Origin of the sequence: Nostoc sp. DedQUE09 (assembly GCF_034530915.1) — a bacterium.
Taxonomy (GTDB): domain Bacteria; phylum Cyanobacteriota; class Cyanobacteriia; order Cyanobacteriales; family Nostocaceae; genus Nostoc.
This window is the reverse complement of record NZ_JAVRCE010000007.1, coordinates 1-15,289: the sequence shown is the minus strand read 5'-3', so window position 1 is coordinate 15,289 and position 15,289 is coordinate 1. Positions and strand designations below refer to the sequence as shown.

General features: G+C 42.1%; 13 protein-coding genes and 5 pseudogenes. 8 read left to right on the top strand and 10 right to left on the bottom strand.

Translation table 11 applies throughout. The annotated features are described in order from the left end of the window. Positions 1-24: 24 nt before the first annotated feature. Positions 25-876 carry a transposase gene (locus tag RMY27_RS06520; RefSeq protein WP_416212313.1) on the bottom strand — a complete coding sequence of 284 codons (852 nt, stop codon included), beginning with the start codon at positions 874-876 and terminating at the stop codon, positions 25-27. 577 nt (positions 877-1,453) lie between these two features. On the opposite strand from RMY27_RS06520, the gene RMY27_RS06515 reads away from it, so the two are divergent. Further along, positions 1,454-1,741, top strand: coding sequence for a hypothetical protein (locus tag RMY27_RS06515; RefSeq protein ID WP_190919162.1), 288 nt, complete (start codon positions 1,454-1,456; stop codon positions 1,739-1,741). Positions 1,742-1,883: 142 nt separating this feature from the next. On the opposite strand, the gene RMY27_RS06510 is transcribed toward RMY27_RS06515, so the two are convergent. Beyond that, positions 1,884-2,174 carry a hypothetical protein gene (locus tag RMY27_RS06510; RefSeq protein ID WP_322661522.1) on the bottom strand — a complete coding sequence of 97 codons (291 nt, stop codon included), beginning with the start codon at positions 2,172-2,174 and terminating at the stop codon, positions 1,884-1,886. A gap of 227 nt (positions 2,175-2,401) precedes the next feature. Between RMY27_RS06510 and RMY27_RS06505 the strand changes: the two genes are divergently transcribed. Further along, entirely contained in the window at positions 2,402-3,358 is a 957-nt protein-coding gene (locus tag RMY27_RS06505; protein ID WP_322661520.1) for a branched-chain amino acid transaminase, read from the top strand. Between the two features lie 148 nt (positions 3,359-3,506). On the opposite strand, the gene RMY27_RS06500 is transcribed toward RMY27_RS06505, so the two are convergent. Together RMY27_RS06500 and RMY27_RS06495 are read right to left on the bottom strand one after the other, a co-directional pair. Next, a complete protein-coding gene (locus RMY27_RS06500; RefSeq protein ID WP_322661519.1) occupies positions 3,507-3,674 on the bottom strand; it encodes a hypothetical protein in 168 nt (55 codons plus the stop codon). A 437-nt stretch (positions 3,675-4,111) separates the two neighbouring features. Continuing rightward, a complete protein-coding gene (locus RMY27_RS06495; protein ID WP_322661517.1) occupies positions 4,112-4,234 on the bottom strand; it encodes a hypothetical protein in 123 nt (40 codons plus the stop codon). Positions 4,235-4,721: 487 nt separating this feature from the next. On the opposite strand from RMY27_RS06495, the pseudogene RMY27_RS06490 reads away from it, so the two are divergent. The 3 genes and pseudogenes from RMY27_RS06490 to RMY27_RS06480 form a co-directional block, all read left to right on the top strand. Then, positions 4,722-4,855, top strand: a pseudogene (locus RMY27_RS06490) (IS5/IS1182 family transposase); the annotation flags it as partial. Positions 4,856-4,897: 42 nt separating this feature from the next. Beyond that, the gene (locus tag RMY27_RS06485) at positions 4,898-7,981 is read left to right on the top strand and encodes a BTAD domain-containing putative transcriptional regulator (protein WP_322661515.1); all 3,084 of its coding nucleotides are present in this window, start codon (positions 4,898-4,900) and stop codon (positions 7,979-7,981) included. 18 nt (positions 7,982-7,999) lie between these two features. Continuing rightward, positions 8,000-8,566: a nickel-binding protein gene (locus RMY27_RS06480; protein WP_322661513.1), complete on the top strand. Its 567-nt coding sequence runs from the start codon at positions 8,000-8,002 to the stop codon at positions 8,564-8,566. Position 8,567: 1 nt separating this feature from the next. Here RMY27_RS06480 and RMY27_RS06475 read toward each other — a convergent pair. After that, a pseudogene (locus tag RMY27_RS06475) lies at positions 8,568-9,005 on the bottom strand (transposase). Positions 9,006-9,058: 53 nt separating this feature from the next. Continuing rightward, entirely contained in the window at positions 9,059-9,445 is a 387-nt protein-coding gene (locus tag RMY27_RS06470) for an IS630 transposase-related protein (protein WP_322661511.1), read from the bottom strand. Between the two features lie 467 nt (positions 9,446-9,912). Here RMY27_RS06470 and RMY27_RS06465 point away from each other — a divergent pair, with 467 nt between their 5' ends. Both RMY27_RS06465 and RMY27_RS06460 read left to right on the top strand, forming a co-directional pair. Beyond that, positions 9,913-10,899, top strand: a complete 987-nt coding sequence (locus RMY27_RS06465; RefSeq protein ID WP_322661509.1) for a homocysteine S-methyltransferase family protein — start codon at positions 9,913-9,915, stop codon at positions 10,897-10,899. 161 nt (positions 10,900-11,060) lie between these two features. Further along, positions 11,061-11,198: pseudogene (locus tag RMY27_RS06460) on the top strand (transposase); the annotation flags it as partial. Positions 11,199-11,979: 781 nt separating this feature from the next. Here the strand turns inward: RMY27_RS06460 and RMY27_RS06455 are convergent. The 4 genes and pseudogenes from RMY27_RS06455 to RMY27_RS06440 form a co-directional block, all read right to left on the bottom strand. Further along, positions 11,980-12,375: pseudogene (locus RMY27_RS06455) on the bottom strand (winged helix-turn-helix domain-containing protein); the annotation flags it as partial. Between the two features lie 35 nt (positions 12,376-12,410). Next, positions 12,411-13,778: an IS4 family transposase gene (locus RMY27_RS06450; protein ID WP_322661507.1), complete on the bottom strand. Its 1,368-nt coding sequence runs from the start codon at positions 13,776-13,778 to the stop codon at positions 12,411-12,413. Between the two features lie 65 nt (positions 13,779-13,843). Further along, complete coding sequence (locus RMY27_RS06445) at positions 13,844-14,017, bottom strand: hypothetical protein (RefSeq protein WP_322661505.1); 174 nt, start codon at positions 14,015-14,017, stop codon at positions 13,844-13,846. A gap of 50 nt (positions 14,018-14,067) precedes the next feature. Next, positions 14,068-14,448: pseudogene (locus tag RMY27_RS06440) on the bottom strand (response regulator); the annotation flags it as partial. A gap of 279 nt (positions 14,449-14,727) precedes the next feature. On the opposite strand from RMY27_RS06440, the gene RMY27_RS06435 reads away from it, so the two are divergent. Beyond that, entirely contained in the window at positions 14,728-15,027 is a 300-nt protein-coding gene (locus tag RMY27_RS06435; protein ID WP_322661503.1) for a hypothetical protein, read from the top strand. Positions 15,028-15,289 lie beyond the last annotated feature (262 nt).

Sequence of the window (15,289 nt, the reverse complement as noted above, 5' to 3'; positions counted from 1 at the left end):
TAGTCTAGAACACCGATTCAGTAATCACGATGAAGTAACAGAATGATCAGTAGTGTGAGTAAAAATTTTGGCAAGGACATGAAGATTGTGAACAACGGCGGTACGGCGAAGGTCAAAGAGATTTTTGCGAGAACCAACATAACGAGCTTGCTCCCCAAGAATCGACCAATGTGGGATAAAGAATGCAAGGGCAGCAACACGTTCTCTGAGTTTGGCACGGCCAGCAGGAGTTAATTGACGTTGTTTTAATTCTTGGAACAATGGTTCATCAGGATGAATCGAAACACTGCGTCCAGTTTTAGAAGTAGTACAGCGTTCTCTTAGTGGACAAGTTGCACAAATATTTTTGGGGAACTGAACTTTGCCACCAACACTAAAAGGTAAAGTAACCTCATTCGGGCAGCAAATAGTTTGATTGTCCCAATCCAGGATAAAAGCAGTTTTGGTAAACTTCTTGCCGTTTCTTACTTGCCAAGCTTTACAGTAAATAGTCAGTTCATCGCTTCTGTTTTGAACTAAGGAACTACTGAGGTAAGCACGGTCAATGTGTAACTCAACCAGATTCACTTGCTGGTGTTTCAAGTCAGTAGCAATTGCATCAGTCACAGATGCTTCAGGGATATTTGCTCTTGTGACCCCAACAGCGCGAACCAGCTCATTGTCTAAATCTCGTAAGACATGACGTTTATAGCCATCAAATAGTTGAGTTTTGCTTTTACGCCCATGTCTCATTATTTGATGGCGATATTGCCGTAAGAACGTAAACAGCTTTGCCCGTTTAATGCGCTTAATGATACTTTGCTCTGGTACTGATAGCTCTATCGGTGGTTGCCAATTTCCTGGTCGCATACGTACATTATCAGGTTGTACTAGCACATTTATTACCTGAATCTACCTCAATTCAGGCTACACCTCTCCTTGAGACTTTGTTAAATATCGCTCAAGGCTTACTTATCGCTATAAACGTTGGCTGGCAGGTATTTGCTCTATTGTCTTCTCTATTATTTACTTCACGCTCAACTGAATTTTCTTTTATCCCCCGATTACTGAATCGGTGTTCTAGAGCAGAGAAGGGAAATTACAGTACACAACGTATAAGATTTAACTCTAATTCTTCTACTTAATTGTTTGTTACATGCTTATAAATTTTCTCCACGACTTACTTAAGTAAAACTAATTTTTCTATCTCATGACTATTAAAGACTTTTTCAGACTGTGATTTTGCCAAAATAAGTCTAATTTAAAAACAGGTTGAGCCACATCTCATACCTAAAACTATTTAGCTTTTTGGTTTACCTTACCCATTTCTGAAAATTCACCTGATTGGGTTAATTTGAGCATCTGGTGGATTCACCCAATTGGATGAGTCAATCTACTGATACTAATCTGGGGAATTTTTAATCAAATCACAGCTTTAATATTCAGTTAATGCTAAATTCCACAGGAGGCAGTAATGAATACGCAATCTCAAGACTTTAAAAAATATGAACTTATTGATGATGAGGTTCCTATAACGCAATCTACTTGGCAAAAATTGACAACTAAACTAAAACGGCTCGGACAATGGGTTTGGAATCAAGTCACCACCAAACCTGAGTTAAAAATCCGGCAATGCAAAGATCGTGCAGGTAATGTTTGGTATCAAGTTTACAATCCTAACACGGGTCGCACTGCTTATCTGGCTTCCGAAGAAGAGGTGCGGTTCTGGATTGAAGAATCTTTTTACCAACGTCACGTTTGATATCATGTCTAGCTAATCATAAATGATTCGATGGCTCTGTGCAGAAACTTTAAAACCCTCTTTTGTGCCCCTCTGCCTCCTTGCTCTGGCAGAGGTCTTAATGAGGTCTTTCACCGGACACGATATAAACTATAACTGATAATTAATGGTTATTGCGTAATCCCTCTTTTGTTACCTTCAGTAGAGAATAATCCCAAATCCCTAATTTTGCATTTTTGTAGAGAGACGAATTATTTGGCTGTAGCGACAAATTAAAAGTCAATTTTTTCACGCCTGCAAGCTTTAATGGAAGCGGATTTAATTTTTGGGGTTTGTGATATGAAGTTGTAGAAATTGGTTGAACAGGCAATGCAAAAGCATTTGGATGGATGACAGACAATCTGTCGCTTTGGTCGAATAATTTGTCCCTTACAACTACAACCGTTTTTGACAATTATCTTCTCTAGTTTATTGCTAGATGAACAAATTACATTATTAATAGCTGGTAGCCTCTGGTAGCGTAATTCCAGTATCGCTCTGGGGAAAAAAGCATTAATTAAACGAGCGATTTAACAAGTTATTAATTATACAATAACCATCCAGCGAATAGTATCTGCTGAGAATCCCCTAACTCAACTGGGGAGTTGTGAAGCCCAATTATGAGAAAGTAGACTATCAAAGATGAAATCTATGATGACTCAAGCAACTAACGACACTCAAACAACTGCATCCTCTTTTCTACCGCAGGCATATTTGAAAGGACATTTTCTCCCCTTCGCTCAAGCTCAAATTTCGATTGCCACTCATGCACTTCATTATGGGACTGCTGTTCTTGCTGGAATTCGTGGATTGCCGGCATCAAATAACCCTAATCGCATTTTACTATTCCGCTTAGAAGCTCACTGTCAAAGATTGAGCAATAGTGCTAAATACCTGAATTATTCTCTGACAAAAGACTCTTTAATATCTACCATTGTTGAATTTGTACGTCGCAATCAACCCAGCACTCCTTTTTACCTTCGTCCATTGGTTTATACCTCTGGCTTAGGAATTGCACCTCGTCTACATGAGGTGGACAAAGATTTGTTAATTTATGGTTTATCAATGAGTGATTTTCTACCTCAAACAGGTATCCGTTGCCGGATTAGTTCTTGGTCTAGACAAGAAGATCGTAGTATGCCTTTACGAGGTAAAGTAACTGCTGCTTACATTACTTCTGCTCTTGCGAAAACAGAAGCTGTTGCTTCAGGTTTTGATGAAGCAATTTTGTTGAACTCTCAAGGTAAGGTTAGTGAAGCCTCAGCTATGAATTTGTTTTTGGTTCGTGATGGTCAACTGATTACCCCTAGCCTCAATCAAGATATACTTGAAGGAATCACTCGCAATAGTATTCTCACTTTAGCCCATGATTTGGGAATTTCTGTGATTGAAAGACCAGTAGATAAATCTGAGTTATTTATTGCTGATGAAGTCTTTCTGTGCGGTACGGCTGCATATATTACCCCTGTTAACGATATTGAAACTTCTCGCTTGCCCAAAGAACGTCCCATCACTACAAAGCTCCGTGATTACCTTCAATCCATATTTCAGGGTGACAATGCTCAGTACCATCACTGGATTACTGAGGTTCTTATATAAATGGCTTTAGGGTTTGAATTAGAGTTATTGCTCTTTTGTGTACATTAAAAAATCATTGTCCAGTTTAAAGAGTTAGTGTTATTGCTTCAAATTCCTTATCACAGTAAGGTTTAAGGGGTGGACATTAATTCTTTAAATTAGACATTAATTATTTAATGCACAGATTTCGCCGAATATTAAACAAGCGGCTTTGAAGATCGATTGCTGAACGAAGCAACGAATCTCGGTATTTCGACATTAAAGCAGCCGTTTGTGCTTCACGCGATTGGGCTTCACGTTGTTTCGCCAGGCGATCAGACAATTGTGCGACACGCATTTGCCCATAAATACTGACAATCGCACTAATAAGCTAATCGTCATTCATTTTTCCAGGTTGATTCGCTTGGAGTAAAGGGTTCAGCCCTGGTGTTATACAACTTAAATGCTCATTAGCTTAACTGCAACGAGCGCAGAGATGATTGCAGTCATAACTTCAGGTTTCATTAGAATTACACCGATAATTGAATATGTGCATCCTACAAAATGTACTGCGTTGCTTTAATGAGATCTAAAACCGAGGAGTAAATCTATTAGTAGCAAATTTAACCTTTGTTATCTTTTTTCTTTTGAGTGCTAAAAAGTAATTTATAAGCGGAATAGAATTGGTAGCTGCGGTAGTTAAACACTCAGTCTTACCCTAGCTCAATCCCTATGAGCGTGAATAAGGACTCTAAAAACCATAAGAGCTTGTCGTCCCGGTAGATGAAATACTGATTAAATCGTTCCCATCGTAGCGATCGCAACGTCGCTATAATAATTCGAGGCTCCCTTTCGTCCGGTTTTATTTTCGTTTCGCCATTGTTCCACCACTTCCTCATTTACCCTGAAAATATTCAAACTACCTTACGCTATCAAAAAATCACAAGTGCTAGAGCCGAGTTAGTAGCAAAAACAGCTTTAAATAGTTTAGTCAATAGTATATAAGTTTTTGGTATTTTGCTAGATGAGATCGCTTGTAAAATCTAATTAATTAAATTGAATGCAGAGTATGTCAAATACTCTGCATCAATGAAGTCAAGATTGAGCATCAGGAAAATACTAAGTATAAATGCTTACGATATCTCCAGAAAGTAGATACTCAAGCCAAAACCAAGCGAACAAGTGTCTGTTGCGAGCCAGTAACTGTAGGCTTTGGCGCTGCTGGAGCCAAGATAGTTGACTTTTATGAGCGACCAACTTGAATATTACGCAGGTTGGTTACTGGGCTTCTCCTCAACACCCATTACGCCATTTAGAGGGTATTGTATTTATAAAGTAAATCTAAAGAAGAGGAAATAAGATTAAACAAAAAAGATAAGATACTCCTAAATAGCATATATAGAGTGATAAATTTGCTCTTGCTATCGGCTAATGATTCAAGCTCATGTTGAGGTTATTCAACGTATTGGTAAAGAATTTGAGATTTTACCCAAACCTTGGGTAGTGGAAAGAACATTTGTATGGTTTAACCAGTACCATCTTAAATAAATGGTCTGCGATAGTCTTATCCTGTTAACACCTGTGTCTAAAAGCCTCGACATTAAGCTATTTGGGGAATTTTACTTGGCTGCCGATGGATTACCTATTCAGGGCATCAATTCGGAAAGATTACAGGCTCTGTTGGCATTTATTTTGCTACATCGGGACACACTACAACAGAGGCAGCAGGTTGCTGTGCATCTTTGGTCTGATGCAACCGAAACGGATGCAAAAGCCAATTTACGGCGACGCTTGCATGAATTAAAGCAAGTAATTCCCGGTGTTGATCGCTGGTTGCACATTGAAACGAAAACAATACAATGGCTATGCAATGATAACTGTCACATTGATGTAGCCCAGTTTGAAAGCATAATCGCCCAATCTACTTCTTCCACCCTTGCTGTCCAAATCCAAGCTCTAAAACAGGCAGCAATGCTTTACCAGGGGGACTTACTGCCCAGTTGTTACGACGACTGGATTATTCCCTATAGAGAACAAATGCGGCAACAGGCGATCACATCTTTAGATACGCTAGTCACCCTGCTAACTACTCGAGAAGACAATCGTCTGGCGCTCTTTTATGCCCAACAATTGCAGAGGATTGACCCACTTTATGAACCCGCTTATTGTCACCTGATGCGCCTCCATGCTTGGCAGGGCGATCGCGCCAGTGCCCTGCGGGTCTATCACCAGTGCATGACCACGCTGCAAGCTGAGTTGGGAGTCAATCCCAGTCCTACAACCTGCAAACTTTATGAAGAATTGCTGCTCCTGGACGATGCCCCTCCACCACCCACCTGTACAGCAAGTGCCCAGACAGCGGACTTTTCACATATAATTCCTCTCCCCTCATCAACTCTTGCTGTAACAGCAGAATTGCCCTTGATTGGGCGTGAAGTAGAATGGGCTGCCATTGAAGGCTGGCGATCACAATGCCTCCAGCAGGATCGGGCGGATCTGTTGTGGCTTTTGGGCGAACCGGGTATTGGCAAAACCCGACTGTTAGAGGAATTGGCAAAAACTGTCCACAGCCGTGGCAACTACGTGCTTTGGGGGCGCGGATTTGAGGCAGAAATGTTGCGTCCCTATGGTGTGTGGGTAGATATGTTTCAAGCACTCGGCGCGACGAAATTTTTGAATGAGCTGAAATCTCTAGTGCTTAATGTGGAGTCGGCAGCCATCTTGAACCGTGGGCGATTGTTTGATTTAGTAGTTCAGTTCATTACCCAATTAGCGGAAACCGCCCCTATATTAGTGGTGCTGGACGATATCCAGTGGTTGGATGAAACCTCAATCTCCTTCTTGCACTACGCAATGCGCCTGCTCCATCGGCAGAAACCTGTTTGGTTTGCCTGTGCTGCCCGCAAACGAGAAATCGCAGCCAACCGACCAGCTGATAAGTTTATTCAAACCCTGCACCGGGAACATCGCATTCGCACGGTGGAAATAACACCCTTTGATCGCTTACAAACTTTAGCATTGGCTCAAGCCGTTGGATATACCGCTGATGGCGATCACATTTTTACTAGTAGTGGTGGCAATCCTCTGTTTGCTCTGGAAATTGTCCGTGCTCAGGCGCAATCAGATCGCACAGCAGGTGACAACCTAGAAACGCTAATTCAAGGGCGACTGCGGCAATTAGATGGAACAACCCAGGAGTTAATGCCTTGGATGGCAGCGTTGGGGCATAGCTTTAATCCCACCACCTTGGCAAAGGTGGCAGATTGCCCCCTACCACGGTTACTTAGCGCCATCGATCAGTTAGAACAGCATGGCATTATTCGGCCCGGTAGCGCGATGGCTGGCGAATTGTCCTACAACTTTGCCCATGACATTGTGCGGCAGGTGGCTTACGAACAGTTTTCTGAACCCCGACGCAGGCTGATTCATACCCACATTGCCCAGTCTTTAAATGTGATCGCCACTCCTACTTCTCCACTAATCAATGATGTTGCTCGCCATGCCGATCTTGGTAGCAACCATGCCCTAGCCGCAACCGCCTGTTTGCAGGCAGCAGAGCGTTGTTTGCAAGTCTTTGCCTATGGGGAAGCAGCTGAACTCACTCAGCGAGGCATTCGTCATTGCCAGTATTTAGCCCCAAACGAACGCATTCACCTCCACTTGAACTTGCTGAAAACCAGCGTTAAAGCAGGAGTACCTAAGCAGCAAGCACCGGCGGTCAAGCAAGAATTACAATCTCTGATCAAGGAAGCCGCAACCTTGGGACTACAAGAGGATGAATCGACTGGGCTGGAAGCATTGATTGTCCTGAATTATGACCACGGTAACTTAAGTGAAGTACAGCACTATTCGCTACGGGCCGCAGAGCAGGGACGTACCGCTAGTCCTGGCACCACTATGTATATGCTGGCTCATACTGGGGCGTGTCTGGCAGAAATTGGGCGAGAAATGACCCGCGCCGAAGCACTCTTATTAGAAGCCCAATCCATTAGCGATCGCCTAGGTACTTCTGCCATCGATATTCCCTTTGGACTGGGTTGTGTCCGTCGCTTCCAGGGAGACATCGAACAGGCAGCCTCCCTGCTGCGTCAGGGTTGGCACATGGCCCAGGTGGCTTGTGACCATTGGCGTGAATGTACCTGCCTCACCAATTTAGTCATGTTGGAATTAGAAACAGGCAACCCATCTGCCGCATTAAATGACGGCAACGAGCTGATTCATGTGGCGGCACAAATGGGTGAAGGAAGTGAAGCTCCCCATGCAGCTGCCCTGAATGCTCTGACTCAGTATCTGCTTCAGAAAAAGAATGGCCAAGAAATTTTAGAGCAATCGTGCCAGGTACTTCAACGCATTGATTCGCCTCGGATGCTGGCTTATGTGCAAACGATTGCCGCCCAGTGGGATTTAGAACAAGGGGATCTAATACAAGCGATCGCCCGTGCCGAGAAAGCTCTAGAAGCCGCACAGGTGGTGAATAATTCCAGTGAAATCGCCCTAGCCTGGTCTGTAATCATCCAAGCCAATCATCAACGCGGCAATTTCAATTGTGCCCAACGGCATTTTGCTAACTTGAAAACTCGCTTCAAGGATCGCGTCTTAAGTGCCCAGGCTCAACAATCCATTGCTGCTTTAGAGGCATATCTGCATGAACCAATTCACCTGTGATGAAGGAGGAAAACTATCGTGAGATTTGCGATCTCAGAAATGTCATTTTCGCCACCGCTCTGTGTGCCCATGACCTATGAGCATTGGATGCAGGTCACGCAGAGCATGGATGCGTGTATTGAAGTACGGAATATCCAATGGCAGTATTCCCTGGTGTCGATGCACGGCGATCGCTCCATTTGTGTTTTTCAGGTTCCTTATACAGATGCAGTACGGGAAGCCTACCGTGAAGCGGGAATGCCATTTCAACGGATATGGCAGGCAGATTTGTGGTTGGAGCAAAATCCGAAAAACTTTCCTCAGAGCTGTTCTCTAGCAATCGCAGAGGTCAATTACGATTCACCCATGACAAAAGCAATTTGTGAGTCCAGCAAGCATCAGGCAAAGGGCTGTTTTCATGAATTGAATCTTCAACATGCCTTTTCCGCCGTGTCTATGGATGGAACACACTCCATTTGTGTGTTTTCCGCCGCCACTGCTGAAGATGTGCGATCACTCTACTGTAAAATTGGTCAGCCCTTTGAACGAGTTTGGAAAGCAACTTTTATCCAACCCAATACCAATACTATAGCTGTAGCCACATGAGTTAGGACGCTGCTTGCTTGAGAACGGTTTCTATTGCATCACGCAAATTATCGGATTTGAGTAATAACTTACGAACCCTACTTTTCAGCCATGCCCAACACTTTTCAATCCGATTGAGGTCTGGCGAGTAGGGCGGAAGGTACACGATCTGGCATCCGGCGGCTTCAATTAATGAAGCAATGCGACCACCATGATGAAATGTCGCATTATCTACAATCACCCACTCACCCGGACGCAACACTGGAATCAAACAAGAATAAGCCAGGTTTCAAACACGGTTCGGTTACACGCTCCCTCAACGGTAAATGGTGCAATCAATTGCCCCTCTCGAAACGAGCGCAATCATATTAATGCGACCTTGCCGCCGACCTGATTTAAGGTCGTAGAAGCGTTCCCCAACAGGAGAGTATCCGTAGCCATAGTTGTCGCGTTCATCCATGCCAGACTCATCAACATATACTAGATGTGATGCTTTCGGGTTTTTCAGTTGTGCTAAAAACGCTGACCGTTTGGCTTCGTCTCGTTGGCTATATCCGTAAGTTTTTTTTTACGCGAATGTCCGATCTTTTGTAATGCCCTGGAAATCGTGCGCTGGCTAATCTTTCCCTCCCATAACTGTGCCATCTCACTCTGAGTTTTATCCCCATGCTCTTTGACAAAGGAGCGAAACTTCTGCCAATCACCGATTTTGCTATTGTCTGACGATGCTTTCCTATGTTTGGGCTTAACATCACCTGTTTCGGCTTTGCGCTGAAACCATAAGTTAATTGTGTTGCGACTGATATTGAACAATTGGCTGGCCTCACGCTTTTTGAGACCATCTAATTCAATCGCTTGCATAACTTTTCGCCGGAAATCATCGCTATAAGCTTTTGCCATCGGGATGGGGTAGATGCAATGCTAACTCTTATAGTTTACGTCCTAATCTTTATGGCTATGGCTATACTTCTCCCGTTTCCTAATTTCACAGATTATATTTATCGTCGGCCATACCTTTACAGTAAAAGCAATTAGAAATCGCCAAATCCGCTTTACCCATCGTGACCAGAACTTTGGCTAATGATTGTCAGCTAATCTAGAAACTCTTATGGGGTAAGAGGCATTTCAAATTCACATTAGGCGTAACTTATGAATTTTATTTCCTTTAAAGGAACGCTGTGAAGCTACTGAACGATCCTCAGATGATTTACGGACGATTTCAGGACGGTAGACTGAATAACCTGGTTATAGAACAGTAAAAGAACATCTGCTTTTATTCTTTCTTTGTCGCTTCTTGTATTTTTCCCATGATGCGGCAACCGCAATAATCAGCATCCAACATAGTTAGTTAACCCAGGAGAACTAAAATGGCTCAGTATCGAAACAATTTGCCTCAATTATCGAGGGATTTATTCATCACGGATGGTGGCATTGAAACCACCCTCGTTTTTCTTGAAAGATTGACTTTACCAGACTTTGCAGCATTTGATCTGTTGAACAATGATACAGGCTATCAAGCACTTCAGAAATACTTCCGAACCTATGCTGCCCTTGCCAGGAACTATCAGGTAGGGCTGATTTTAGAGAGCGCAACTTGGCGGGCAAATCCAGACTGGGGGACTAAATTGGGGTACTCTAGCACGGCTTTAGCAGAGATGAACCACAAGGCGATCACCCTTTTGCGTACCATTCGTCAGGAATACGAAACTGACCAGACTCCGATGGTAATTAGTGGATGTGTAGGGCCCCGTGGTGATGGCTATATTCCCGCTAATGCTATGACAGCAAATGAAGCAGCCGACTATCACCGCCCCCAAATAGAAGTATTTCACAATGCCGATGCTGATTTGGTGACGGCAATTACCATGAATTATGTGGAAGAGGCGATCGGAATTACTTGTGCTGCTCAGTTAGTAGGAATACCTGTGGTGATTTCTTTTACAGTGGAAACGGATGGTCATTTGCCCACTGGTCAGACATTGAAAGATGCGATCGCTCAAGTTGATGCTGCAACAAATCAAGGGCCTGCCTACTATATGCTCAACTGTGCCCATCCTACCCACTTTGCACAAGTGCTGTTACCTAACGAACCTTGGCTGGAACGAATTTGTGGCATTAGAGCCAATGCATCCACCAAAAGTCATGCCGAACTGAATGAGTCGGAAACCCTAGATGCTGGCAATCCAGAAGATTTGGGTAATCACTATCAAGCGCTGAAAGGGAAGTTAAAGAATTTGAATGTTTTGGGAGGTTGCTGTGGCACAGATCATCGCCATATCGAAGCCATTTGTAAAGCTTGCTTGCCATTATTTTGGACTCATCTTTCATCTCAAATGAGATTAAAAAAGGTTTAATTATGATGTTGCCATCTATACTGAATTTCAAAGTTTCTATTGCCTTTAGTACTTTGCCTGATTCAATTCTTTGCTCAACCAACGAAAATTTTTTGAGTTGCATTTAGCTGTGCGTATTTTTCAGTACAAGACTCAATCTACCTGTTTTTAGTCTTAACCGAAAAGTATTGAGTGGTACTGTAGAAGGAATTAATAATAAACTCAAGCTGATTAAACGACTTGGATATGGTTTTCGTAACTTTAGCAATTTTCGACTACGCAGTTTATTAAATTGGCACTTTAGTATTAATTCTCCATAAAAGAAACGCAAGAACCCACTTTTGACTTGATAACAACTAGCAGAACGTTTTTTCGCTTTCAACCAGCCCTGCTTTATCCAGTAAGTAACAATGGTTAAAGGTACACAAAGGTTTTGTGCAATTTTCAACTAGCAACACGGCCTAGCTATATCCAAAAATATACTTTTGTTGATGAGAGCGAATGCGATTAGTGTGAGCGTGTTAGTCTTTTTAACAATTAAGTCAAATTACTTTTCCAACCACATCTATTGCTAGGTGATCGCTACTTATGATCAACCAACGCAACTTGAGAATAATGGAAACGAATGGAATGCGGCTGAACACAGTGGTTGAGGGACACGGTCCTTTGGTAATTCTGCTGCTGTGTATTGAATCTGACTTTCCACATCTCGTGAAAAGTCAGGTACTGAATAGGTGTTATATCTCTTTTGGCTGAAGATGAAAATGTATTTAACCCTTGCCTAACTGCCAGAAATTAATGACGCGTTTTTAGCTGCAACTCCTTGGTATAAGATGAGTGCGTAAATCGATTTATCTTTAACGAAGATATATACAGTGGCATCCATTGACGCAATTGTTGACTAAAAATAACAAGTAAATTATCTGTTAAACTGAAACCTTATGAATAAAGAGCAATTAGAAGAGTATTGGTTGACCAACAATTTCACCAGATTCAGCACTTTAAGACATCATCTAACTGACGAAACTTAGCTCAATCGCTCTACCGATTTACTTAAAACATCTTTAGTGCTGCAATATGCCAGATAATTGCTCCCATCCCCTACTCTGATTCAATAATTCGTGTGAAAAAATAACCATTACCTCTTGCTGTGATAATAAATTCTGGGTCGTTGGGGTCGGATTCTATTTTTGTCCGCAACCGCGAGATATGCACATCCACCACACGAGTGTCTGTATTCATCTCTGGTACAAAGCCCCACAATTGCTGTAAAATCTCAACCCTTGAAAAAATCTTTCCCGAATGATTCACTAACAATTCTAATAAGCTAAATTCTATACCTGTCAACCGAATTCGTTGCTCATCTTTATCAACAAGCCGTTTATTGATATCGATTTTGAGATTGCCCACATGAATTATCCCAAAGTTAGGAATAATATTGATACTGGTTTTGTGGGAGCGCCGTTTTAGTATGCAGGCAATTCGAGCTTCCAGTTCCGAATGGCACTAAGAAAAGCGGAAATACTTATCAATTAAGCAGTTTGCAATTGTTTACGTAATTCATTCCGGGGTTTGGTCATCAAGGGATAAATTTTGGGGCGACGTTTACGAACTCGTGGTTCACTACGACCTGGGCGTTCTGGAACCCCCTTATGAGCAATAACTTTAAGTAAAGTGCGATAAATTTGGAGACGTTTTTGAGCAGAGGCAGCTAATAATTTGGGAATAAAGTTAATTAAATGATGGCGAGTACCTTGCAGCGATAGTCGATTTGGAGGAGTACTGTAAATAGTTCCAGCCGACCACATTAAGCTACGAAGTAGATTATAAGCGAGTAAAAAAACGTAAATTTCTTTGCGGATCATCGAGGGTGTTTTACATCGCAGAATATCCATACCCAAGGTAGTTTTGAGATGTCTTAAATCTAGTTCAACATCCCAGCGTTGGCCGTAAAGCCCAACAATTGCCAGAGTAGAATAAGAAGATTTATCTAAAAGAGTGGTAATTAAGCTGACTTGTTGAGTGCGAAAACCAGGAATGAGAATGTAGTAGTAAATTTCCCGCACAGTGATGGAAGAAGGTAGAGCATCAAATTGATCTTTATTCAATCCTTTTGGACAACTTTTAGGCTTATACCAAGTAACTAATTTGTCGCAATCTCCAACAATTTTACCTTTTCGTATGGTTGTTGTGCGAGATTGATGCTTGCGAAATATAGCATCACAACCGAGTTTGGTAATCGTAACCATATCGGCATAAGCGCAAAAAGCTCTATCCCCTAAAAGCACATCATTTGGTTTGAGAAAACCATACAGCCTTCTTGCTAATTTAATATCATGAGTGTTCAATACATCGATGCACAAAGCAACGGCGGCTCCCGTAACTAAACTGAATATCACACCAATTTTAGCTATTGGAAAGCCACATCCATCTTTTTGAGTGCTAGGTTGAGGGTATTCTTTTTGGTTCTCTATAGTGTCTGGCATAGATACCGTCGAGCCGTCTATCACTAAAATATTTCGACCACACCATAAATACTCTTGGGTTACTTTCTCTTCCAGTTTTTGTGCTGAATAATTGAAAAGCTTCTCTAATAACTTTTCTGGCAATCTCGCCCTAGCTTGACAGTAAGCACTCGTATCTGTTGAGGGAACTTCTACTTCTGACTCAGCCAAATGTGCAATTATTTTACTCACAGCATTATGGCAAGTTTTGTCAGTATCTAGAACCTGAGATAAAAATGCCCATAAAGTTACGAATGGGTCAAATAACCGCTTTTTATATTTGATTTTTAGCTCCGAGATGGTAAGTTTTATTACTGATTCTGGTAACAATTCTTTAAACGGTAGTCCCAAACTTTGACTAAATTTATCCTTGAGGATTTGTACTCGTAGTGTCACAGTAGTATTTATGATGTTGGCTTGCTCGTATCAAGGAAAGTATTTCATGAACGAGTAAGCTTTTCCTACCTACCAGAAATTTTTAGACAACTTGTACATCTGATTCCACTTTCTGGCGCAAGGCAAAGCGATGGCATAGGTGATCGCAAACTCAGCGTGTCTTTCGTGGCGATCGCTTCCATGACACTGCCATCTTGGACGACCGCCTGACCCCTCCTCCACTGTTCAATAGCTTTCAAAGCTGTAGCCCTTATTCTATATAGCTTAGAGCTTTTCTTAGTGCCATTCCTTCCAGTTCCTTGGGTGAGAAAGGTTTTGTCATGTAGTCATCAGCCCCTAATTCCAGCCCAGTGATCCGATCTGCTACATCTGCCAAGGCTGTAAGCATAATAATTGGCACATCTGATTGTTTCCGTAATTCTTGACAGACACCGTAGCCATCTAGCTTTGGCATCATTACATCCAGAACTATTAAATCAGGGGTCAACAGGCGAAAAGCTGACAAAGCTTCTTCACCATCACTAGCTGTAACTACCCTGTAGCCAATCATTTCTAACCGCGTCTGTAAAATCCGCCGGATGCTGGCTTCGTCATCTACTACTAAGATTGTGCCTTTATCAGCTGATAAGTTTCTCAACGCTGTTCCTAATGAGCGAGAACTCTTAACCATCCATTATCTGCTTATTAGGAGTCAAAACTGCAAAACAAATCGTAAGGTACAGTCATCAGGAAAGAAGCGATCGCTTAATAGTTGCATCTGTGCAACAGATTATGCTGGGATATCTACCCGAAAACAGATTTGTACACAATTAATAAATTCTTACAATTTGGGACTCGTATTTTCCATCGATTTGGTGTATCTTGTTAATTCTGTGCAAACTATTTATACCTAACTTCTCCCAAATTTACTCATCCAACTTTTAAGCCAATGCCTTCAAGGGAACAGCCAATGAAAACTTTTAATGATACAGATACCAAGAAGATCATCAAAAAATCCGACAAGCTTACCCTGAGACAGATGAAATTAATCGAAGAAGCTGAAGACCAACTTCTTCAAGCTAATACTGTCAATTCTTCAACCCCTGTGGTTGAGGTTGAGGTTGAGGAGAAACCAGTAATCACTCAAAAGCCTAGAGTTCCTAACTATATTCCGTACCTTGACAATCCTCCAGTGCAATCTGTGGGCAACTCTGGCTGGCAGGTTTCTGATGTCTGGCGGGATATTCGCGTTGATGATTTCTGTGGGTGATACCAGGGATAAGATAAGTACAAAAGAATACATTTATTCTCTGGTATACGTGCTGTTATAAACAAAAGTTGTCCTTTGGTAAAGAAGCCTACCAAATAACCAACGATAGCTTGGAGTTCACGTAGACGCTTAGGGCGCTTGTCGTATACATTGCAATGGCATGAAGTTGTTCAATGGGTAAACGAAAGAGAAAACATCACAATACATCCATTGGTGTCAAGTTAAGAAAAATAGAATCTTGTCAACAGGGTAAAACTGAATG